Genomic DNA, 22,353 nt, shown 5'->3' with positions numbered 1-22,353 from the left:
ATTTCTAGACTATTAGAACATCTTATCGGCAATAAAAGAGGAATCAGCTGCTTTTAAATAGTTCGAAAACCATCTTCGATCGTCGTTCTTTGTACTGGGTGGCAAGCTTCACCATACATTCCGCCCAATCAGGAGAACCCAGGGCATGAATATGATTATAAGCAGCCATTACACCCTTATAGCATATCCCCTCATACTTGCCGTCGATACCGTGCCCCCGCTCCACTTCAAAACCAAACTCAATCTTCGTTCGATCCAGGTTAAGCACACTGGAATTATGGAACTCATGTCCACGAATCTTGGGTTGACGGAACCAGGGATTGTTTTCCAGAACTTTCATCACGGTATAGCCATGCCCTTGGGGTTTCTTCTCCATCCTGGTATCCAAAGGCAGCAATCCTACCATGTCGTAGGAACCATCACCGGTTATAATGGATCTCCCTAAAAACATAAGTCCGCCGCACTCAGCATAGATCGGTAAGCCGTCCTCTCCCGCTAAGCGTATCTCCTGGCGGAGAGTCCTGTTGTTGGCCAATTGCTCAGCAAACACTTCGGGAAAGCCTCCCCCAATATACAGAGCGTCAAGATCCTTAGGTAAATGCTGGTGAGCGAGGGCACTGATGGTCACTAATTCTGCTCCTTTAGACTCAAGGACAGCCAAGTTTTCCGGATAATAAAAGGAAAAGGCCGCATCGCGGATCACTCCGATACGCGGTGCAGGAGGTTTTGTCTTAAGAGGATATCCCTGAGATACAGAAAACTTAGTCGGAGTTGAGTAAGAAAGAGGCGCAGCAGTCTGTGCCAGCTCCATAATTTTAGCTATGTCTACATTTTCGCTAACCACATCGGCAAGATTATCCAGAAAAGTATCGGTTTCAGACCATTCACCGTTGGTGACCAGCCCCAGATGACGATCCGGAATCAAAATTCTTGAATCCTTAGGGATCGCCCCAACCACCGGAATCCGACAGTATTGTTCGATAGTTTCTCTGGCCAATTTCTCATGTCGGGCACGGGCTATTTTATTCAACACCACGCCTACAATATTAATATTGGGATCAAAGTGTTGGCATCCCATGACAATAGCCCCTAAGCTGCGGGTAATTCGGGTTGCATCGAGAACAAGCAAGACTGGAGATGATGTTATTTTAGCTATCTCAGCCGTTGAAGCACTGCCATTGATATCTAAGCCGTCAAAAAGTCCCATAGCACCCTCAATGAGACTGAATTGACAGTCTTGAGAGTGCTGTGCAAGGGAGCGACAAATATCTTCCTGACTCATCATAAAGGAATCAAGGTTACGGGATACTCTGCCGGCGGCCGCAGTATGCCAGCTGGTATCGATGTAGTCCGGACCTTTTTTATAAGGCTGAACCGGAAGGCCTTGTCGGCTCAGAGCACGCAGCAGACCAAGGGTAAAGGTTGTTTTGCCGCTTCGCCCTTGAGGGGCTCCGATAACCAAACGAGGGGTGCTGAGAGTACTCATTTGCTGATTTTCATGATTGGTGGTCATTGCTCTCATCCTTTCCTTATTACCGGAGCCTAAGGTGTCCAGGGCAAAGTCGACCCTAGATTGAACGCGACTGGGCTTAGCCGCCCTGTGGCACCCGCCTCCTATAGAGGCAGGTGGCCTGGGGCGGGTTGGTTCAGTATTATACGCAGCCGGTAGGTTTGGGAAGTCCGGCAATTTTACAGGCGCCTTTTCCAGGGCCGGTTGGGAACAGATTGTAGATGGTTTTTTGATCGTAGCCGGTATCTTTGAGCAGCTTACGAACCATAGGAGCTACCCCATATTGATCATAATAGTCGCGGAGGTAATTAATCACCCTCCAGTGCTCTTCGGTAAGTTCTTCTACATCTTCGTTAGGAGCCAAAGCTTTGGCTACGTCCTCATTCCATTCAGCAGCATCTTCTAAGAAGCCGTCTTCATCGAGTTCGTAGGACACTCCATTTACTACTAATTCAGCCATTTTAAAATTCCTCCTTGTTCTTTATTTGAGTTTTTTTGAGAAAACATTATATCTCTTCTCTGACACCAATGACGACTTTGTAAAGGATCGTGATCAGCAAGGCACCAATGGCGTATACCATAAGAGTAACCGCCAGTTCTGTGGCCGTCGGGGTGTATTCCACCACATGTTCTAATGGGGTAGGAACAAATCCGCCTAAGACCAAGCCTAACCCTTTATCGATCCAAGCCGCTATGAAGACAGAGAGCAGAGCGAAGGGTAAGATTTTTTCGTTGCGCCGGAATTTGGGGACAACCAGTAAGAAGATCCCCACAAAGGCCAGAACAACGGCAACCCACATAAAGGGCACCAATTGACCATGCCCGTGCAGGCCTGCGAAAAGGTATTGCAGGGGATGCATGTGTCCGGGAATATTGCTGTAAAATGCGGTGAAAAACTCCAGGATGTAGAAAAATACATTGGCAATCATCGCATAGGTGACAATTTTAGCTAAGGATTGTATGGCTTCCTTTCCTGGGTCAAAGGTGCTCACCTTGCGGACAATCATGCAGAGAAGAATCAGCAAAGCAGGTCCTGCCGCAAAAGCTGAGGCTAAGAAGCGGGCCGCCATGATGGCTGTAAGCCAAAGATGTCTTCCCGGCATCCCGGAATAAAGGAAAGCTGTTACGGTATGAATACTGACCGCCCAGGGAATGGAGAGATAAATCAGAGGCTTAACCCAAGCCGGAGGGGGAAATCCTTTGCGTTCCGAGCCTAATGCGGTCCAGCCAATCACCAGGTTGAGGAGCAGATAGCCGCATAATACACACATATCCCAGAACATTACGGAATGGGGTGTGGGATGCAGCAGGACGTTCAGAATTCTGTCAGGGCGTCCTACGTCCACGAAAATGAACAGGATACACATGATGACGGAAGGAACCGCCAGGAATTCTCCGAGGATGACGATTTTGCCAAACTTCTTGTAGTTATGCAGGTAATAGGGAATGGCCACCATCACTGCCGAAGCCGCGACTCCTACCAAAAAGGTAAATTGGGAAATGTAGAGGCCCCAGCTGACATCCCTGCTCATGCCGGTGACTCCCAAGCCCTCGTTATACTGCCTCAGGTAAGCCAGAAATCCACCCAAGATAACTACAAGTAAGAAACCGACCCATAGCCAATATCTTTTACTGCCGGATAAGGATTTCTCAAGCACGCTCCTCACCCCCGATCAGATAATAGACACTGGGCTGTGAGCCCAATTCAGGCTTACGCCGAATGGAGTAATGGGTGCTTAATACTTTTCTCACTGCGGAATTGGGATCCTCCAGGTCGCCATAGACAATCGCTCCTTTGGACTTCTCCACACAGACAGGCGCCAGCCCTTGATCCAGACGATCCATACAGAAGGTACATTTTTCTACGACCCCTTTGGAGCGGTGAGGATATTCCGGATTGATCTTGGCAAGATGAGGTTTGGGATCCCAGTAGTTGAAACTGCGTGCTCCATAGGGACAGGCGGCCATGCAGAACCGGCAGCCGATACAGCGGTGCATATCCATTCCTACAACCCCATCTTCTCTTCTGAAGGTAGCCTGGGTAGGACAGACCCGGACACAAGGCGGATGGTCACAGTGATTGCATAGGGTCAGGAAAGGCATGGTCTTGGTTTTCTCATCCAGGTAATGGTTTTCATCCCCAGGGAAAACATGTTCATAGGTATCTGTCCAGATCCACTTGATTTCATCTTTTTCATTCCCCATATCAGGGACGTTATGAAGCTCGTGACAGCCTTTAATAATTTCATCGATATCCGCCTGGCTGAGCTTGCTCATATCGATGACCATGGCCCAGCGCTGAGCTGCTAATTTGTTTTCGCTGGTAAAGTCCGCTGCTTTAAGGGGTTCCAAAAGTTCAAAGGCATCGAGGGTAACTGCTCCCCCCAGCCCTAAGGCAGCAATGACTCCAGCTTTTTTCAAAAACTCTCTTCGATTGATGCTCATTTCTCTGCCTCCCTTGGCCCGGCATGGCAAGCCCAGCAATCAGGCTCTACTGCTGCATAATTATGGCAGGAGTAGCAGAACTGGTTATCTCCCTGATTGGCTGTTTCGGCTGTGTAGTAAACTGTTTCGGGCGTATCGTTATGACAGTTTAAGCAGGTATTTTGGAGACTCATTTCAAATTGTTCTCCCTGGCTGTTGGTGTAGGTTGTTTTGCCTTCGCGAACGACAGCATCCCGCCATTCCAACAAGAGGTGCATATGGTTTTCTCTCATATATTCGGTGCCTTCAATGCACTGAGTAGCCCCTAGTTCCCGTATCACCGGGGTATCCGTATTGATCTCCGGCTTGGCATCCGCCTTGCCCATATTATAAAGGAAGGGCATGATGGCGATAACCACAAAGATCAAAAGGCCACCGATTGTTTTTCCTCCCTTACTCATCTGCTGTTACCCCCTTTTCGGGTAAATCCTCGCCGCGCAGGTCTGTGGTTCTTTCCTTCTCACCCGTCATGACCAGGGCATTGGCCACCAATTCATGGACGCCGATCACGCCCACTCCGGGGGCCCAGTAGTCCATGAGGGCTGGTAAAGCAGCTCTGTCCACGGCACAGATATTGGCTAGCATATTGACTCCGTGTTTGTCTTGAACATATTTTACGGCATTAGCTCTTGGGAAACCGCCCCGCATACGTTCTTCCATATTCTCGGAAGCATTGAGTCCCGAACCGCTGCCACAGCAGAAGGTCTTTTCACGGATGGTGCTTTCCGGCATTTCGTAGAAGTTGTTGCAGACATTGTTGATAATGTAGCGGGGTTCCTCCAGGAGTCCCATACCGCGGGAAGTATTGCAGGAGTCATGATAGGTAACTTTAAGATGGTCGTTACGGCTGGGGTCCAGTTTCAATTTGCCATGCTTGATCAAGTCTGCTGTGAATTCTGTGATATGAATCATTTTGGTGGAAGCTGCGTTATCAAAGCGGGTTCCTGTGATAGGAGATACCGGAACTTCCAGAAAATCAGCCGGCTCATTCCAAGTACCCATATACTGATTGACAACCCGCCACATATGGCCGCACTCACCGCCGATGATATACTTGACCCCAAGTCGTTTGGCTTCAGCATAGATCTTGGAGTTTAAGCGTTTGGCCATTTCGTTGGAGGTAAAGAAACCAAAGTTTCCTCCTTCAGAGGCATAGGTGCTCCAGGTATAGTCCAGACCCAATTCATGGAAGAGCATCAGATAGCCCATACAGGTGTAGATGCCTGGATCCCCCATTAGGTCTCCCGAAGGGGTAACAAAGAGAATCTCTGCGCCCTTGCGGTTGAAGGTCGGCTCGACGCGGACTCCTGTGATGTCTTCGATGTCATCGCACATCATCTCAATGTTTCCGGTGATAGCATGGGGCTCCAAACCCAAGTGATTACCCTTCATATAACAGTTGGCCACAGGGCCGGCAATCCAGTCAATGTTCAGCCCCAGCAGGTTCAGCAATTCCCGGCCAATGATGGTGATCTCCGCCTGGTCAATGCCGTAGGGACAGAAGACGGAACATCGCCGGCATTCTGTACATTGGTAGAAATAGTACCACCATTCTTTAATGACCTCTGGGGTAAGGTCTCTGGCACCGGCCAGACGCCCCAGAAATTTTCCGGAGGGGGTAAAATATCTTCTATAGACGGAACGCAGGAGCTCTGCTCTGAGAACCGGCATGTTTTTGGGATCCCCGGAGCCAATATAGAAATGACATTTATCAGCACAAGCTCCACAACGGACACAGATGTCCATCATGATTTTAAAGGAACGGTATTTGGTAAGCCGTTCACCGATTCCTTCGATAACTGTAGATTTCCAGTTCTCCGGCAGCTGCCAGTCTTCATCGACAGGAGACCAATCCCGGGCATTGGGAAATCCTACAGTTTCCAGGTTTTTGCCCTTGGCGCCCCAGCAGAAGGTACCCGGTTCAAAAGGGGTAGTGACAGGGGTATCCATCCATTCCGTGGAGCCGGGCTTATAATCTATCTTCGACAGTTCTTCCGACTTAGGGAGTTTATATTTTGCCATTTTTTAATTTCACTCCTTCTCCACCGGGATACCCGCCTTAATCATTTTGGTTCTGAAATCGTCTTCATACTCTTCATAAGTATGGACTTCAACGGGATAGTTCCAAGGGTTGATATGTCTTACCATACGGTTGTTGCTCTTCATATTCCGGGTTGGGTTCATAAAGATTCCACCCATATGCATCAGCTTGCTTAAGGGGAAATAGGCAAACAAGCAGCTGACAAAGAACAGGTGAATATAAAAGATGGTGCCGATTCCATCAGGGATATGAGGGGTGAAAGTGAGTAAACCAACGGCAAATTCCTTGATGCTGGCGATATCTACTCTGAATATATAGCGCATGAGTATTCCTGTGGCAGCGATTCCCATGAGAAGGAAGAGGGGGAAGTAATCCGCGGCCAAACTGATGTATCTCACTTGAGGGGCCACGACTCTCCGCAGGAAGAGAAAGGTCAATGCGGCGACAATAAGCATGTCGGTAATATAGAGAGCAGGTAAACCAATCTGGAAGAAACTGTCCAGACTATCCAAGGAACTGATAACCGCCGGAACCGGCTCCAAAAACAATCTTAAATGACGAATGAGAATGATCAATAAGGACCAGTGAAACATCAGGCCAAAGAGCCAGAGCCATTTGTTGGAGCCATGGGCCAATTGGGGACCATTTTCTCCATTCCTCAGCTCGGTCTTGGAATTCCGGAATAAGGACCGGAAAAGTAAAACTTCCATAGCCATTCTGATGATGACTCCGAGGTTGGAGGTGGGGTTCTCAATCTTATTCTGCTTAATCCAGTCAAAGGATTTGCCTTGCCCGACCGTGGTTGGGATTCTAAAAGGCACAGGGGTGCGGGCCCAACCCATGATCCGGTAGATGAATCCCCCCAGGAATAAGATGAGGGCCAGGTAGGGAAGAACAATGCCAAATAGGCCCTGTAAGTTGGCCAGCCCAACTCCTACTAGAGGAATAAGCATCAATATTAATACAGCGATTAAAGAAAATAAGGCTTTCACGTTACAACCTCTTTTCTCTTGGTATTGACCCGAAAGGGTTCTGGTTCGGAATGTGGTTCCTCAGGTTCCATATCGGAACGGAGTGTTAGTAAATTCGCTTGCTGCAATAGCCGGTAGGTCTGATTTCTTATTTCCATCGTCTTGAGAGCCGCTAGCTTATCGCGACATTCTGAATATATATCAAAAGAAGCAAGTGCTAACTGGTCAATTTGAGTTTCAAAGTCCAGAAGAGCTTTGGCTATACGCTCTTCTTCAGCCACCTTGCCCAGTTCTTCTCGAATTATCCTTTTTAAGAGGAACACAAAACTCACAGCCTGGGAAGCAGTAAAGCTCTGGACCGCTCTCACCTTAATCATATCCTTTAAAAATAAATGCACTTCATTCTCTTTACTTTCTTGGATTAAGGCTGTAAAGGTTTGCTCAATACCCTGGCTGATGGTGTTTCCGATCGGATTTGCAAACTCATCACGTTTTTCTTTTAGGAATTTTGCTGTCTCTTTCGGGTAGGTATTGATGATTTCACGACACCATTTTTCAATAATGAGGTCTTGTTTTTCCGTGAGGAGACTTCTTAAGGTCTTATCCATATAAGCCAACTCCTTGGTGTTTTATTAGAAAAGGAGTTTTCTCGTTGCAGGAGGAGAACCTCCTGCAACGAGTTTCATTGAGCAGTGTTGTTTCGGAAGGCTTAGGTTGGTTCTTTGACTTTACCTTTGAGGGCGATGAAGGTGGTGGTGATATAGAGATATTCCACCTTGTCCTCCATAGCAAGTTCCTTGACTGCTAAATCCACATCGCCTTTTTTCTCTCCGATTTGAGCAGCAATCTCCTTGCTTTTTGCCTTCTCAACGGTGTCCAGAAAAGCTAAGACCTTTTCCTTAATAACGGGGTCGGCAGCTCCTTTTTGCATATCCATTTCCCCCCTAAATATATTGAAAATTTAATGGGAACGCTTAATATTTGAACGCGGCCGATGTACGGAAAGTTTCTCTGGAGAAGATGAAGTCGTCGATGAGTTTGTCGCTGAATTCGATACCGGTTAAGCTAAAGAATCTTTCCCAGCCAATTCTCTCGATCCACTCACCCATTTTTTCGCCTTTGTTAGCATTGGCAGCCCACGTTTCGACAATGTTGCGAATTGCGTCGGTCACTTCCGGCCAGCGAGGCGGGTTGTTAGGCAGGAAGGGAATGACCATCCGGGAGAACATGGGGTTGGTCCGGGCATTCGCTACCTTACCACCAACTAAAATAGCGATTCCATCGTTTTGGGGGTCGATAATTTCCATACCGGGTGCCATGGTGTAGCAGTTACCGCAATACATACATTTGGCATCGTTCACTACGACACTCTTTTCCTTGGGATTGGGGCGGATAGCGCCTGTCGGGCAGCTGGCCACCAAGCTGGGAATTTCAGTTCCTTTGCGGATCTTGTCATGGTCGATGCGGGGTGGTGTTCTGTGAACACCAACGATTGCTATGTCACTGCAGTGAGCTGCGCCGCACATGTTCAGGCAGCAAGCTAAGCTGATTTTCATTTGAGCAGGCAATTTCATGGAGACAAAGTACTCATAGAGATCATCCATAACTGCTTTAACCACACCGGAGGCATCGGTAGCAGGTGTGTGGCAGTGAACCCAACCTTGGGTATGAACGATATTGCTGACGGATGCGCCTGTACCGCCCACCGGGAGACCTTTGGCACCAAGAGCCGCGATCAACGGTTCTACTTTAGCAGCATCAGATACTAAGAACTCTACATTGTGACGGGCTGTGAAACGAAGGTAGCCATCACAATACTCATCTGCAAGATTACAAATTTCGCGAATAAAATCCAAGGACACAAGGCGGGGAGAACCAACGCGAATGCTGTATAATTCTGCACCGGATTCAGAAACGTGTTTCAGAACGCCTGCTTTCGGATTTTCATGGTAACGCCATTTTCCGTAATTTTCTTTAATGATGGGCGGCAGCTGTTCTTTATAATTTAGTGGCCCCTGATCTAGAATTGCCATTATTAACCACCTCTTACTTCTTTATTTCATCTTCTGGCCAGAAGACATAGGGGTTAGCACGCGGACGGTAAACCATTTGCGGTACCGCAGGCAGACCGACTGAAGTGAGGAAATTGGTCATACCTAAACGGTAGATGGTTTCCCCGATTCTCTCACGAGTTTTACCGTTTTCGTCCCACCATTCCCAGATGCGTTCGATCATATCTTTGAACTCTTGGAAATCATCTTCGACTTCCATCTTCATGAAGGGCACGATAACCCAACCCATGAAAGCGGATTGAACGATGGTAGATTTGCCACCGAGCAGAATTGTTGCTCCTCTTTCTTTTCCGGGAGCGATGGCTTTGGGCATTCTATTGATGCAATGCATGCAGCGGGTGCACTCTTCAGCAATAACACTCAATTCCTGGGTCTCAGCATCGAATTTCAGGCATTTTGTCGGGCAACGGTCACATACTACAGCCTGAATATTCAGGCCTTCAGCCACATAAGCTTTGACTGCTTCCTGATCGATGGTGAGAGTATCTCTCCAAGTTCCGATGACGGCGCAGTCGGAACGGGCAATCGCTGCGGTGCAGTCGTTAGCACAACCGGAGAATTTAATTTTAAATTTATACGGCCACATAGGGCGGTGTAATTCATCTTGGTACTGGTTGGTGATGTTATAGCAAGCTTCCAGGGTATCGTAGCAAGCATGTTCACACCGTCCTGGTCCAACGCAGCAGCTGGGAGATCTTAAGTCGGAGCCGGAACCACCTAAATCAAAACCACCCTCACTCAATTCATCAAAAATGGGCTGAAGTTGGTCGGTGGTTGTCCCCAGCAAAATAGCATCTCCGGTTGCTCCGTGGAAGTTCATAAGTCCGCTTCCCCGTTTTTCCCAGATATCGCAGATGGTGCGCAGGGATTTGGTATTGTAGAACCAACCGCTTGGAGAATTAATACGTACTGTGTGGAAAGCAGCCAGATTAGGATAATCTTCAGGCAAATCAGTATAACGACCAATTACCCCGCCGCCATAACCTTTAACTCCAACGATACCGCCGTGTTTCCAGTGCCCTCTCTTTTCCTCATAGGATCTTTCCAAGAGATGAAGGAGTTCCTTCGAGGCTTCGTTTTTCACGGCAGCCTTTTTGATTTCCGTCACAAAGCTGGGCCATTGTCCTTTTTCTAACTCATCCAGTTGTGGCGTTCTCTTTTCAGCCATGACCTTACCTCCAATTCAAGAATTTCTTTTTGTATATTTCTACATCTCCATAATGGATGCAGCACCCGTTGGGCAAACAGATACGCAACTTTCACAACCCATACATTCGGTTTCATCGCCGACGACTTCGGTGATTTCCCCGTTGAATTTCAACAGATGTGCCGGGCAAGAATCTGCACAGGCATCGCAACCGGAACATGAATCGGGATCAATGGTTATGATGAACATCTTCCTTCACCACCTATCTATCTAATCCTTGTGTGAACTTACACTTTCCAAGTCCATTTAACTACGATTCAAGCTTTGTGTAAAATAGAGAATTCCAATCGTGCAATACAAAATACTCATTGTGTATTATTTAGCAATTACATGTTCAGGGCAGGCTGCAAGGCTCCCCAGGTGGACATCCCTCCTTCCAGAAAACTAACATCCTGGAATCCCACTCCTTTAAGGAAACAGGCTGCATCGTATCCGCGAATACCCAATTCACAGAACGTGACCACTGGGCTGCCCTGAGGTATTTCAGTATATCGTTTCCTTAGTTCCCCTAAAGGTATCACTATGATCTGGGAACCTTCCACAGGGTTGGCCCTGGTCTCATCTCCTTCGCGCACATCCACAAAGATGATGGATTTATCTTTTTTCAAGCGTTCAAGCAGCTCAAAGGGATTCACGGTATCCACGATCCCAAGTTGCTTGTTCTCCAAGGTATTGGCCGCATGAATCAAAACATCAATGGCCGTAGCGAAAGGCGGGGCATAGCTCAAATCCAAATTGCTGATATCCTTAACCGTGCCATTGAATCTTAAGATGGTTATAAGGACATCCAATCGTTTAATAGCCTCTCCCGTACCGCAGACCTGAGCGCCCAGCAGCCGTCCGCTGGTTCTTTCGGCAATGAGCTTGATGGTCACCGCCCCATGAACGGGATAGTAATGAACTGCGTCAAGGCCGGTGCTCAGGCTTGTTATCACATCATAGCCCAGCTCCCTGGCCTCTGGCTCTCCCAGTCCTGTCCTTCCTACATTGAGTTCGAAGGCTTGAAAGACTGAAGTAGCGCAAATGGCTGGGAACTCTGAAGCCCTTCCGGCAATATTGTCAGCGATAACCCGTCCCTGCTTGTTGGCGGTCGATGCCAAGGGAACAAAGACTTGGCGGCCGGACAGCATATTGACTTGTTCAGCACAGTCGCCGCCGGCATAGATGTAAGTGTCGTCGGTCTGCATGTATTGGTTGACTTGAATAGCACCCGTTATGCCAAGGGTCAAACCGGCTTGTCGGGCCAGAGTAACCTCCGGTCGCACTCCTACAGCCACAATGACCAACCCGGTTGTGATAGATTCGTTCTCTAAGATAACTCCATTGACCTTCCCGTCCTCATCTCCGGTCAACTCTTTGACGGGACAATTCAGTCTTAGATCGATCCCTCGGCTGCGCATCTTGTGTTCAACGAGAAGGGCCATATCCGGATCAAGCAGTTTGGGGACGACACTGCCTTGACTTTCGAACAGAGTGACTTTTAGGCGCGGTCCGGCAATGGCATCAGCCACTTCAATGCCGATTAGACCGGCACCGATGATGGTGGCATGTTGGATCTTCTTTTCTTTGATCAAGGCTTTAATGTTCACCGCGTCATCCAAGCTGTGTAAGGTATAGACATTCTGGTACTGGATTCCGGGGATGGGCGGGACTACTTCCTTAGCCCCTGTGGCCAGAACTAAATGGTCATAGTCCAGATCTCTTTCCTCGCCTGTGGCAAGGTTCCGGACCCTAACCTTTTTCTGCTGACGATCGATGGCCAGGGCCTCGGTCTGGGTTAATACATTGATGCCCTTGGTGTCCTCAAAATACTGGGTGTCGCGAATCAGCCCCGCGGAGGTCTTCATAAGGTCTTCTATTTTGGGGACCAGGTTGCCCAAAAACAAGGGCAACCCGCAAGATCCATAGGAGACGATCTTCCCCTTTTCGACCACGGTTATTTCGGCGTCTATAGAAAGGCGTCGTAAGCGTGCTGCTACCTTAGGGCCTGTGGCAACCCCGCCAATAATCACAACTTTCACTTTACCACCTCATCTTCTTGCCCCGCCGCAAGCAGCAGGATCTGGCCTACTCTTCTTCTAAGAACTCAAAGAAGGGTCTCTTGAGATCAGCCATAGCGTTGACGACCAGCTCAATCAAACCGCCATATTGAACATTGAACTTATCGGTTGCTTCGTAGTACTCCAGGATATCCCGCATGGTTCCTTTACAGTTGGAGCAAGGAGCACAGATATATTTAACGATCTGGGGATCTTCGATAGTATCCTGGAAAGCGTTAAGAATCTGGGCGAATTTCTTGCGGGCACTGATCTTTTTCAGGAAGTCTCCGAAGTTCTGACTATGCATGATGGCAAAACCGCTCCCGCCGCCGCAACAGTAGTTATCTACCCCATGGGGGGTCATCTCGCGGAATTGGGGGGCGAGCTGATGTAAGACTTCCCGTTGGGGCATGACAATTCCCATTTGCCTTACCACGTTACAAGGGTCATGAAGGGTCACCGGGAAATTGTTCCGGCTGGGATCGAATTTGATGGCTCCTGATTTGACGATATCCCGCAGTAAGGGGAAGAAGCTTTCCACAGGCACCTTATCCGATCCGGGGGCCATTCTATCCGCCGACACGGCCGCCGCTTTATGAGCATGTCCGCATTCCCCTTGGACAACTCTCCGCACTCCCAGATCTTTGGCTACTTTCATTTGAGCCAGAGCAATTTTCTTCGCTTGGGCATCATCATACCAAATTCCGTAGTTGACACTGTCATAGCCCATCATTTCACTGCTGATGGTCCAGTCGATCCCTGCTGCTTCAAAAAGAATGGCAAAAGCGATGGGGTTTTCCGGCCAGGCCCGGTATTCTCCTGCATTGTGCATTAAGAGAATATCGGCACCTTTTTTATCAATGGGGAATTTGATTTTCAAGCCAAACTTCTCATCCATTTCCTCTTCCAGGAATTCCACGATATCCAGGAAAGCCGGCTTGGTAAGTCCGGTGGAGGAACCTGTCTTCAGCTGATTCTCCGTTCCTTTTTTGTGAATGGGGCTGGGGGCAATCCCCATTTCCATGCTGAAGATCTTGCGGATTTCTTTGGCCATGATGCCGTTGTCCAAACCCAGAGGGCAGGTCTGGGCACAACGACGGCAAAGATTGCATCGATAGGCGGATTCGCCAAGACGGGCGATGCTTTCCCAGGTTGCCTCGAGGTCGGCGCCTACTAAACCGCCAAGCAATTTGCCGCTGGTAGTGAAGTACTTTTTATAGATTTTGCGCAGAGCCTCTACCCGGAAAATAGGCCGATAAAGTTCATTATTGCCGGACCCTTCATAGATATGGCAGGCATTGGAGCAGGTATCGCATTTAGCACAGTACTCAAAGGAAAGCATTAAGGGCTGTCTCATACCGTTGTTGGCGTCGGTGAAAAGCTTCTCCAATCCGCTCAAGAACTTACGGACAAACTCCTCTTCTTCTTCTTTGGATTTGGGACGGGTTAGTGTATCAATAGCAACAAAGCCATCCAAGGAGGTACAGTACTTTTCACGCCATGCCGGTTTGACTTCCATGAAATCGGGCTCCATGCCGGGTTTATCGTAAGGGCGCGGCAAAGGCATAAGTTCTTCCACTTTGACCAACTGCTCGTCAGGCCTATTTAAATCACTGGGCTTTAGGTCTTTATGATTTATCATTATGTCAAACTCCTCTCCTCGATTTCATTACCCCTACTTAGGGGACTTCTCCGTGGGTGCAGGTGCACCGGCAATATGGGGGGCTGACCATTTATTCTGAGGGCGATATTGAGCAGCCTGTCTGATTTTTTCCTCAACCTTACTGCCCGCGACATTCGGATCATTATCCCAGATAACCATGTGAAAACTGAAGAATTTACCTACATAATGACTCATCTTGCTTATTGGGATGTATATCAGCATAATTCCGGCCAGAATAATATGAACCGTCAATAAGGGCTCCCCGTTCAAGGGTTGGAAAGACAGGACATTAGCCATAGCATCCCGGGCATTGCTCATGGTAATATCTGAACTCCACACCAAAACGCCGGTTAAAGTCACGACGAATAAGAGCAATAAATTGAAATATTCCTGTGGCGTAGTGTATTTTTTGAGGATGGGGTCTGCGACCCGGCGCACCAACAAGCTGACGGCACCGAAAGACGCTAAAAAGAAACCTACCCAGCCAACCAATGGGGTCGCATAGTAAAGGAGTATACCCCAAAGACCGCCGTCGGCGGCGACGGTTCCACCCGCTAATTGGGTTGCGGCGGCTGCTACAAGGATTACAGTCCAAGCGATAATAAAATAAATGCCCAGGTGAAGTGAATAGGATAGCCACCAAAGAGATTTTTGGTTCTGGAAAAGCTTTTTAATGAACAGAATCTCCTTCAACATGTCAACAATCTCGGATGCTGTCGATGTTTCATGAGGCTTAGCCCACCATTCAGCTTGCTCATAATAGGATCCTCCATGCTCATGCCCCTTTTCTTTGGGAACAGGATAGAGATCCAAGCGCCCATGCATTGGCATTTTAGTGTACTCATACGCTTTATACGCAGAGAGTGCTAAAAATAAAAACATGGCTAGAATCGCATAAAAGACTAGAAACAATGTCTTCTACCTCCTTGATTTAGTAATGATTGTTAATACTATCACTTTTAGTCTAGGTCAGTTTAAAGTCTTTGTAAAATTTGCTTTTGCAATTGTGAACATTAGGATTACCGATACCTAGTAGGAAATTAATTTCATACTCTTTCCCGGTACCGCTCTTCTTGATACGGTATCCCTTTTATCCATCCTGAGCCCGGATATTGGTTTAGGTATAACCATCACCGGAAAGCTCAGCCCGGCCTGCCCGGCAGCCTCAAAGCCTGCTTCAATAGACAGAGTGAATTAGTCTCAATAAACTTTGTGAAATTTCCTCCATAAATTATCCCTATATCGTTCATTTTAAATTCATATTTCACATATTTAGTTATAGGACCTATAATAAAAACAAATAGAACATCTTTTCACTTTCACGGCATTAATGTGAATGTGGTATCTTTCCCTATGATTTTTTTCCCTTATTAGTTATATTATAACAGCAGACACACGGCTTGTGAGTATTCCAAATATTCAGTTTAATAATCTTTGTATACTTGTTATCTTTCATCCAGCGTGGATGAATAAAATAACTTAAACCTAGAGGGGGTGATTTATGACAATTTTCGATTACTTTCACATTCACAAACTTTTGTAAAGGAGGAGGAACTAAAACTTAAGTAGATTCGCTAATACGATATTACTAAGCATCGTTTCGAACCCTAATTATACCATATTACTTTCTAAATCTACCCACATAAGTGAATAATAATACGAATGTCGTCTTAATAACACATTTCTAAATGCAAATGAAATATGCTCACAATCTCAGGGAGGTGGCGAACTTGTCCACGAATACTTACGCAAGAAAAAAAGCTCTTCAAAATGAAGACTGGTGGGCGGCCTGGCTAGGGCTATTTATCTTCGCATTAGGTTTAGGACCTTACTTTGGGGCAGACCTGTTAGGCTGGGTAACCAAAGCAAGTGTATGGATCGAACCTGCAAAAGCTTTTGCTCCTGTATCCAAGGCTACGGGCCTGAATGGTTTCACATCCTTATTAGTGACTTTCTTATTCGTTTTAGCTATCACCACTGTTGCCGCTAAATTTGTCGGCTCTAATCTAAAAAAATACGCCATTGGTTTTTCAATTATTTTCTGGGTAACCATGGGTTGCCTCATGTTAGGCAACATTGCTTATATCGGAGCTACACCTGATAAGACTGCTAGTTATGGCATTGGCTGGTCTCTTGGTCTAGGCGAAATGGGTTATATCATCGCCATGGTAGTCGGTCTTATTATTGGGAACTTCTTTATCAAACAAGCCGACTTTTTAAAAGAAGCTGCAAAACCTGAATTATTTATTAAAATCGGTATCGTCGTTCTTGGTGCCTCCATTGCTATTAAAACTCTCGATGCCTTTGGCCTGGCTACAACAATCATCATCCGGGGACTTTGTGCTGTTGTTGAAGCTTACTTGATCTACTGGCCGGTAGTTTACCTTATCGCTCGTAAATTCTTCAAATTCACACCAGAATGGGCAGCACCTTTGGCATCCGGTATCTCCATCTGCGGTGTTTCTGCTGCTATCGCTACTGGTAGTGCTATCCGTGCCCGTCCCGTTATTCCTGTAATTCTCTCCGCTGTTATCATCGTTTTCGTTGCCCTCGAACTCTTGTTATTGCCTTGGTTAGCACAAGCTTTCTTGTTCAAGGATCCCATGGTTGCCGGTGCTTGGATGGGTCTGGCTGTTAAATCCGACGGTGGCGCTATCGCCAGTGGTGCTATCACCGACTCCTTGATCAGGGGCCGTGCCTTAAGGGAACTGGGCATCAACTGGGAAGAAGGCTGGATCTTGATGGTCGCTACCACCACGAAAGTCTTCATCGACATCTTTATCGGTGTATGGGCCTTCATTCTGGCTATTATCTGGTCCGTATTCCCCATCGATAAAAATGCCAGTGCAAATCCTGGTGAAAGAAATAAAGTCAGTGCCGTAGATATCTGGGATCGTTTCCCCAAATTCATCATCGGTTTCGTACTGACTTTCCTCATCCTGTTCTTAGTCGGTGTGAATAATCCTGATGGCGTCAAGGCATTAAGCACAGGCGTTAATGAAGGCAATGCTTTCAGAACTATCTTCTTTGGCTTATGTTTCTTCTCCATCGGCTTAGTCACTAACGTTCGTAAGCTCTGGGCAGAAGGAATGGGACGTATCGTTGCCATTTATGGTATTGCTCTCTTCGGCTTCATTCTCTGGTTCGGACTGTTCATCTCCTGGCTCTTCTACCATGGAATTACGCCTCCGACTGTTTAATCACTTATAATGTAAGGGGGAATTAAAATGGCAATTAAAACTGAGCAGCAAGCGCCTGCTGCTAAAAAAGCTTACGAAGATGAATGGTATGATCTTCTACCTATCGAAAAGAAACTTATTGGCGGTTCGTTAGGATTAGGGCTTACACTTCTGGTTATCTTCGTGATCATCTTCAAATTCTAGCCTTCAGCTAAAGCCTGAAAAGTAATAAGGGAGTATCGCCCCACTGCTTGAGCAAAGTAGTTTGGCGGTACTCCCTTTACCTATTCATCCCCAAGAGCTATCGAAATAAAACTTTTTCAGTGCGAAACAGCTTGCTTAAGTTCTTGTAAAGTGAAGCTGGTTCCATCAGCCAGGTTGAACCTTTCACTCCCGAAACATAGAATGAGTTGGTCCAGCAGCTCTTCTCTTCTCGCTGAAAGTAAATCATCTATATAATGATCATCTTCGATATGCCTTATTGCCAGGATCGCAAGCCCTACTTTGGGAATATCCCTTGCTAAGGTTTTCTCCAAATTGCCCCCATCTACCCTGCCGAACATGATCACATCATTATCCATTGAAGATTTTCTAACCATGACGTAATATTTGTCCGAATCACCCACCACGTGAAATTTTTCATCCTCAACAGTTATCGCTATATCTCTAAGAGTATATAAGGTGTCCACGTCGATGAATTCCCAGGCTGATTTTTGAACCGCTTGCCGGTGATGGCGTATGACCTCTTTAATTGCATAATTAATATCCATTCTTTACTCCTTCCAAAATTTTACTTTGATATTGATCCCCCAATCACAATCCAGGATAACCTTACCATGGATTGATGGACGACCATCCCTATCTCTAATTATAAGGATTTTCCTTAAATTTGACAGATCTAAATAAGGATATCCCGTTAATTTTTGAGGATACTCCTGGGGTTAAGTCGCGCTCTGGATTCCTTGGCCAAGGCTGTGCTCTTTTTCTCTTTCTTTGCAATACTCCATTTGCCATTTGCTCCATAATGAATCCGTAATGGCTTCCACCACTTCGGGATCGAATTGCGAGCCTTTGTTGGCTATTATCTCCGCTTTGCACTCTGCCCAGGTAAAGGCTTTACGGTAAGCCCGATCAGAGGTCATAGCATCGATACTGTCACACACGCCAATAATTCTTGCTCCCAAAGGGATTTCTTCCCCTTTTAGACCATGTGGGTAACCCTTGCCATCCCATCGTTCATGATGGCTAAGGACAATTTGTCCGATATCTTTAAGCTTTCTTGATTTACTTAAAATAGTGTAGCCGATTTCCGGATGGCCTTGAATTTGTGCCCATTCCGCTGGGGATAGTCTTCCGGGTTTATTAAGAATATGGTCGGGGATGCCGATCTTGCCGATATCATGGAGGTGGGCAGCAATATGGATGCGATCCCGCTCCACAATAGATAATTTGAGGCTTTTGCAAATATCAAAAGCCATATCCCCTACTCGATTGGAATGACCGCTTGTATAATTGTCCTTTGCTTCCAGTGACGCTGTTAAGCAATCAATGACATCATGCAATATATTATAGTCACTGAACCGTTTCATCAGTCTATATAGCATAGTTTGATCTCCTTATATTCTACTAAACCCTTTTTTCCTCTAGGGAAAGACTTCCTTTATAGCTCCATCATTGATCATTATACAGCATATCCCCTCTACCGAGAACAACTTTCAATTAAGTTGCCAATTTGATGATATGTATAAGCACAAAAGGAAGGCTTTCTTAACCTTCCTTTACTTCAATTATACAATAGTCGTTAGAACTGGTCTATTTTATCTTCCTTATTTTCTCCCTTAGTTGATCTTCAGTTAAAGCATAATCCGCGGTGGACCCATACAGTTCATAAACATGACCGTCTTTTTCTTGAGTCAGAATAACTGTATCGGCCTGAACACCCTTTTCTCTCAATAAGTTCAGAGCCGTCTTCGTTACGGATATAAGATCAGCTTCTTCAGTTAAGTAGAGGTTTATTTGGTCATAATGCCCGTCATTTTGATAGTGGTCCTTACCTCCTCCTGTTACACTTATAATATGGTTTTTGATGCCGCTCTCATTAAAGACTTCCTTGATATATGCGTTGTATTGATTATGGCTCTTGGTTTGGAGATAGCTTTCATTGATGTTTTCTGTACGGAAGCTCTTACGGATAGGAAAAGACACATCATCATTTAAGCAACTGGCTGTTGTAAAATAACTTCCATAGATAGGATCAATTTTAATGAATCCGACCTGAAACGTTTGCTCCGGGTATTTTTCACTGAGATAGTCCTTAAATTCTCCCCGTATTTGCATCAAATAGGCGAACCCAGCTATAAGCAGCCCTAACCCAACTGCCGCAGGAATAATAATTTTTCTCTTTTTACCCATATCCATGACTAAATCTTCCCTCCCCTTTCCTGTTCGTGCTATAATAGTAAAAGAAATATATTTCCCTTACAGTGTAATTATACACTATAAGGGAAAATTCAATCAATACTTATTTCGTTTGTAGAGAATCCGGGAGGAACCAGTATGGACAAAGAAAAAGCGATCAAACTTGTTTCGAGCAAGATAAAGCTGATTCGGGTTGAAAACGGCTATTCTCAAGATAGAATGGCCGATATCATCGGCATATCTAAGAAAACCCTTGTCCAGATTGAAAAGGGCAGAGATTATGCCAGCTGGGGGGTTGTCGTTGCCACTTGTGCCATGTTTAGAGAAAGTGAGATTATGCAATCTATTTTTGGAGACGATCCTTTAGAAGTATTAAGAACAATCGCCCACGAGCGCATTGATAGCCCAAAGGAGAAAACTATGGGGGGCAAAATCTGGTGGGCGGATGTTCATAAGGAAGGTCTTTTCCGGTTGCAGCAAAACCTTATTAGTAAGCACTATCGGATATTGGATGACGATGGCTATCGTTGGTTCAGTTCCTTTGACAAGGAAGAAGCATTAACACGTTTATTTGAGTTAAGCAGTTCCTAAGCGCTCCTAGGCGCGCTCCTGCTATTGGTCCACTCGTTGCGACCAGCTGCCTCACGATCAAAAACACCTTGGAACTTCCAAGGTGTTTTTTAAAATCATTTTATGCTTGAATTTCCGCTATTTTTTCTTCCAGGACTTCTTCCTCAACATTGCCTGAAAGTTTCCCTTGGTATTCCCCGTCTTTAAAAAATAAAATCTGGGGAACCCCTTTTAAAGAAAATCTTTGAAATAAAGTCATATTTTCTTCGACATCTACATAGTAGAATCCGAACTTTCCGCTGTATTTTGGCGCCAGGTCTTCCACCATAGGACCTACCTCTTTACAGACATGGCAGCTCTTTCTTGAAAAGAGAACCAGGCAGGCTTCACCATTATCATAGATAATCTCTTCGAAGCTATTGGAATCAAGTTGTTTTAAGGCCATCGGTATCTTTACTCCCCTCACTATCAAGATCACTTGTTTCTATTAACTATAATACATTGTTATTATAATTACAAGCCAATCAAGCATAACATAGCCCTTCGTAAGGCGAATATTAAGGAAGAGTGCGCATTCACTTTTTTAATTCATAATAATCCATGGTTGACGTAACCTCAAAACCACAGGAACGATAGAGATCAAGCGCTTTTTCATTTTTGACATTAACTTGAAGCATAATCTCTTGGAAATTGTTGCTTTTTAACTCTTTAATGCCTAAGGTCAGAATGTCTCTGCCATAACCCTTTCTGCGATACTCCGGAAGTACTCCTAAACCGTAAATACCCCCAACATTAGAGCTGATATCCAAATGGACTTTTCCTATTACACAATTATTGACTTCAGCCATATAGATGATCATGCCCGCTCTCGCTTCTTCCTCAGGTATAAGCATATTCTCATCCTGGCTCTCTTGCTCAAAATAGATAAAGTTTTGTCTGGCAATTTCCCGGGTATCGTTGCCGGTCGCTTTTCTTAGTACTACCTTACAGGAATTTAATTCTTGCTTGGTATCACTCTGCAAAAACATCTCGTACTCTGTGTGTTCATATTTCACTCCGGAAACCCTTTTAATAAATGCCTGTCCCGTAAGTGAATCACGATCACTCAATAAAAGCATCCTGGACGCTCTCCTCTTACTCCATTCATTCTTGGCAAAGGAGAACAAGGTTTTAAATATCCCTTTCTTTCGATAATCAGGGTGGACCATACCATTAACTTCAATTTCCTCTCCACCAAAATCACAAATACCCATATAACCAATGAGAAGCTCTCCCTCATAACACATAAACTCATTAATTGTCTTCAGGCTCCCTGGTTTGCCCTCGGCTCGACTCAACTTATAGTCAAGTTCCAATTTCAGATTTGTTCGGTCATGCTCCAAACACAGTCTCTGCAGGTTATTAATATGCGTATAGCTCTTGGCATCTAAGCTTTCTCTTAAGTTTATGGAAGGGTCGGCTAAGCTATTAATCATAATTTCTCCTCGCCCTCATGAATTTGTTCTTTTTTTATTTTTCTGCCATGGCCTTCACAAATACAAAGGTGTTATTATCCGACAATTGCTCCCTGTACCTAAATCCAAGCCTATTAAATTCTTTGATTTGCTCCAGATCTTTAATGGCTTTTTCAGCCATAAAACGGACCATTTCACCCCGGGCCATTTTTACATAAACTCCTTTTTCGATTACTCTGCCGTCTCTCAGCTCACCGAACACGCACTTAACATAGTTGATGCCGGCAGTCAGGTATTTCTCAATCGTTTTGCTGTACTCAGCCGAAGCAAGATTGAGAATCGTGGTATCCTCTTGGGTCAATTCCCGATAAATATCGTCCTGCCAATAATCGTACAAATTTCGGCAGAAGTCGGTTTTCAACTTCGCCTGCATTTCCAGCCGGTAGGGTACAACTCCGTCGAAAGGTTTCAATATACCATAAAATCCGGATAAAATCCGCAGATGCTTTTCTATATAATCGAAATAATCATCCTCAAATACCTGGGGTGCCATATACTTGTACTGAATGCCATCGTAAGCTAAAATTGCCGGGCTTGTGTATCCTGATAAGTCCATTGTTTGATAGCGCTCATAGTTCAAACCGGCGATCTCATCGTTACAGCAGAGCAGTTTTCTGAGTTCCTCATAGGGCAGGCTTTGCAGGTGTCTTTGCAGCTTTTTGGCCTTTTCAAGATATACAGGTAT

At 45.8% G+C, this 22,353-nt stretch carries 24 protein-coding genes (1 of these 24 running past the window's edge); 3 read left to right on the top strand and 21 right to left on the bottom strand.

What is annotated here, in order from left to right:
• Nucleotides 1–43: 43 nt before the first annotated feature.
• From DHAF_RS01400 to DHAF_RS01330, 15 genes are all read right to left on the bottom strand, one after another.
• Nucleotides 44–1,513: a cobyrinic acid a,c-diamide synthase CobB gene (locus DHAF_RS01400; RefSeq protein WP_015942644.1), complete on the bottom strand. Its 1,470-nt coding sequence runs from the start codon at nucleotides 1,511–1,513 to the stop codon at nucleotides 44–46.
• A 139-nt stretch (nucleotides 1,514–1,652) separates the two neighbouring features.
• The gene (locus DHAF_RS01395) at nucleotides 1,653–1,970 is read right to left on the bottom strand and encodes a TusE/DsrC/DsvC family sulfur relay protein (protein ID WP_005810486.1); all 318 of its coding nucleotides are present in this window, start codon (nucleotides 1,968–1,970) and stop codon (nucleotides 1,653–1,655) included.
• Between the two features lie 46 nt (nucleotides 1,971–2,016).
• On the bottom strand, nucleotides 2,017–3,168 hold the full coding sequence (dsrP, locus tag DHAF_RS01390) for a sulfate reduction electron transfer complex DsrMKJOP subunit DsrP (protein WP_005810488.1): 1,152 nt from the start codon (nucleotides 3,166–3,168) through the stop codon (nucleotides 2,017–2,019).
• Entirely contained in the window at nucleotides 3,161–3,955 is a 795-nt protein-coding gene (gene dsrO / locus DHAF_RS01385) for a sulfate reduction electron transfer complex DsrMKJOP subunit DsrO (protein ID WP_005810491.1), read from the bottom strand. Before dsrO ends, dsrP begins: the two co-directional genes overlap by 8 nt.
• Nucleotides 3,952–4,395 carry a sulfate reduction electron transfer complex DsrMKJOP subunit DsrJ gene (dsrJ, locus tag DHAF_RS01380; protein ID WP_005810493.1) on the bottom strand — a complete coding sequence of 148 codons (444 nt, stop codon included), beginning with the start codon at nucleotides 4,393–4,395 and terminating at the stop codon, nucleotides 3,952–3,954. The genes dsrO and dsrJ overlap by 4 nt, the downstream gene beginning before the upstream one ends.
• Nucleotides 4,388–6,016 (bottom strand): sulfate reduction electron transfer complex DsrMKJOP subunit DsrK, encoded by a 1,629-nt coding sequence (dsrK, locus tag DHAF_RS01375; protein WP_005810495.1) that lies wholly within the window; start codon nucleotides 6,014–6,016, stop codon nucleotides 4,388–4,390. Before dsrK ends, dsrJ begins: the two co-directional genes overlap by 8 nt.
• A 9-nt stretch (nucleotides 6,017–6,025) precedes the next feature.
• Nucleotides 6,026–7,027: a sulfate reduction electron transfer complex DsrMKJOP subunit DsrM gene (gene dsrM / locus DHAF_RS01370; RefSeq protein WP_005810497.1), complete on the bottom strand. Its 1,002-nt coding sequence runs from the start codon at nucleotides 7,025–7,027 to the stop codon at nucleotides 6,026–6,028.
• Nucleotides 7,024–7,614, bottom strand: a complete 591-nt coding sequence (locus DHAF_RS01365) for an RsbRD N-terminal domain-containing protein (protein WP_015942643.1) — start codon at nucleotides 7,612–7,614, stop codon at nucleotides 7,024–7,026. Before DHAF_RS01365 ends, dsrM begins: the two co-directional genes overlap by 4 nt.
• A gap of 101 nt (nucleotides 7,615–7,715) precedes the next feature.
• The gene (locus DHAF_RS01360; protein ID WP_015942642.1) at nucleotides 7,716–7,937 is read right to left on the bottom strand and encodes a hypothetical protein; all 222 of its coding nucleotides are present in this window, start codon (nucleotides 7,935–7,937) and stop codon (nucleotides 7,716–7,718) included.
• Nucleotides 7,938–7,980: 43 nt separating this feature from the next.
• Nucleotides 7,981–9,039, bottom strand: coding sequence for a dissimilatory-type sulfite reductase subunit beta (gene dsrB / locus DHAF_RS01355; protein ID WP_005810503.1), 1,059 nt, complete (start codon nucleotides 9,037–9,039; stop codon nucleotides 7,981–7,983).
• A gap of 13 nt (nucleotides 9,040–9,052) precedes the next feature.
• The gene (dsrA, locus tag DHAF_RS01350) at nucleotides 9,053–10,246 is read right to left on the bottom strand and encodes a dissimilatory-type sulfite reductase subunit alpha (RefSeq protein ID WP_005810505.1); all 1,194 of its coding nucleotides are present in this window, start codon (nucleotides 10,244–10,246) and stop codon (nucleotides 9,053–9,055) included.
• Between the two features lie 39 nt (nucleotides 10,247–10,285).
• Entirely contained in the window at nucleotides 10,286–10,474 is a 189-nt protein-coding gene (locus DHAF_RS01345) for a 4Fe-4S binding protein (RefSeq protein ID WP_005810507.1), read from the bottom strand.
• A gap of 137 nt (nucleotides 10,475–10,611) precedes the next feature.
• Nucleotides 10,612–12,306: an FAD-dependent oxidoreductase gene (locus tag DHAF_RS01340; RefSeq protein ID WP_005810509.1), complete on the bottom strand. Its 1,695-nt coding sequence runs from the start codon at nucleotides 12,304–12,306 to the stop codon at nucleotides 10,612–10,614.
• Between the two features lie 46 nt (nucleotides 12,307–12,352).
• A complete protein-coding gene (locus DHAF_RS01335; RefSeq protein WP_005810511.1) occupies nucleotides 12,353–13,966 on the bottom strand; it encodes a (Fe-S)-binding protein in 1,614 nt (537 codons plus the stop codon).
• 33 nt (nucleotides 13,967–13,999) lie between these two features.
• Nucleotides 14,000–14,899, bottom strand: coding sequence for a respiratory nitrate reductase subunit gamma (locus DHAF_RS01330; protein WP_011459003.1), 900 nt, complete (start codon nucleotides 14,897–14,899; stop codon nucleotides 14,000–14,002).
• An 818-nt stretch (nucleotides 14,900–15,717) separates the two neighbouring features.
• Here DHAF_RS01330 and DHAF_RS01325 point away from each other — a divergent pair.
• Together DHAF_RS01325 and DHAF_RS25985 are read left to right on the top strand one after the other, a co-directional pair.
• Entirely contained in the window at nucleotides 15,718–17,187 is a 1,470-nt protein-coding gene (locus DHAF_RS01325) for a putative sulfate exporter family transporter (protein WP_011459002.1), read from the top strand.
• A gap of 27 nt (nucleotides 17,188–17,214) precedes the next feature.
• The gene (locus DHAF_RS25985) at nucleotides 17,215–17,370 is read left to right on the top strand and encodes a hypothetical protein (protein ID WP_005810521.1); all 156 of its coding nucleotides are present in this window, start codon (nucleotides 17,215–17,217) and stop codon (nucleotides 17,368–17,370) included.
• 116 nt (nucleotides 17,371–17,486) lie between these two features.
• Here the strand turns inward: DHAF_RS25985 and DHAF_RS01320 are convergent, their stop codons facing one another.
• From DHAF_RS01320 to DHAF_RS01310, 3 genes are all read right to left on the bottom strand, one after another.
• Entirely contained in the window at nucleotides 17,487–17,936 is a 450-nt protein-coding gene (locus DHAF_RS01320) for a hypothetical protein (RefSeq protein WP_005810523.1), read from the bottom strand.
• 171 nt (nucleotides 17,937–18,107) lie between these two features.
• On the bottom strand, nucleotides 18,108–18,770 hold the full coding sequence (locus tag DHAF_RS01315; RefSeq protein WP_005810525.1) for an HD-GYP domain-containing protein: 663 nt from the start codon (nucleotides 18,768–18,770) through the stop codon (nucleotides 18,108–18,110).
• A gap of 208 nt (nucleotides 18,771–18,978) precedes the next feature.
• Nucleotides 18,979–19,584, bottom strand: coding sequence for a hypothetical protein (locus tag DHAF_RS01310; protein ID WP_005810527.1), 606 nt, complete (start codon nucleotides 19,582–19,584; stop codon nucleotides 18,979–18,981).
• A 138-nt stretch (nucleotides 19,585–19,722) separates the two neighbouring features.
• On the opposite strand from DHAF_RS01310, the gene DHAF_RS01305 reads away from it, so the two are divergent.
• Nucleotides 19,723–20,175: a helix-turn-helix transcriptional regulator gene (locus tag DHAF_RS01305; protein ID WP_005810530.1), complete on the top strand. Its 453-nt coding sequence runs from the start codon at nucleotides 19,723–19,725 to the stop codon at nucleotides 20,173–20,175.
• A 100-nt stretch (nucleotides 20,176–20,275) separates the two neighbouring features.
• On the opposite strand, the gene DHAF_RS01300 is transcribed toward DHAF_RS01305, so the two are convergent.
• The 3 genes from DHAF_RS01300 to yaaA form a co-directional block, all read right to left on the bottom strand.
• Complete coding sequence (locus DHAF_RS01300) at nucleotides 20,276–20,599, bottom strand: thioredoxin family protein (RefSeq protein WP_005810532.1); 324 nt, start codon at nucleotides 20,597–20,599, stop codon at nucleotides 20,276–20,278.
• A 130-nt stretch (nucleotides 20,600–20,729) separates the two neighbouring features.
• Nucleotides 20,730–21,629 carry a GNAT family N-acetyltransferase gene (locus DHAF_RS01295; protein ID WP_005810534.1) on the bottom strand — a complete coding sequence of 300 codons (900 nt, stop codon included), beginning with the start codon at nucleotides 21,627–21,629 and terminating at the stop codon, nucleotides 20,730–20,732.
• A 34-nt stretch (nucleotides 21,630–21,663) separates the two neighbouring features.
• Nucleotides 21,664–22,353, bottom strand: partial view of a peroxide stress protein YaaA gene (yaaA, locus tag DHAF_RS01290; RefSeq protein WP_011458998.1) — the 3' portion only. 66 nt of this gene lie beyond the right edge of the window; the window shows 690 of its 756 coding nt (coding positions 67–756); its start codon lies off the right edge, out of view; it ends in the stop codon at nucleotides 21,664–21,666.

This window comes from Desulfitobacterium hafniense DCB-2 (assembly GCF_000021925.1).
Lineage (GTDB): Bacteria > Bacillota > Desulfitobacteriia > Desulfitobacteriales > Desulfitobacteriaceae > Desulfitobacterium > Desulfitobacterium hafniense.
This window is presented reverse-complemented; position numbering and strand designations above follow the sequence as displayed.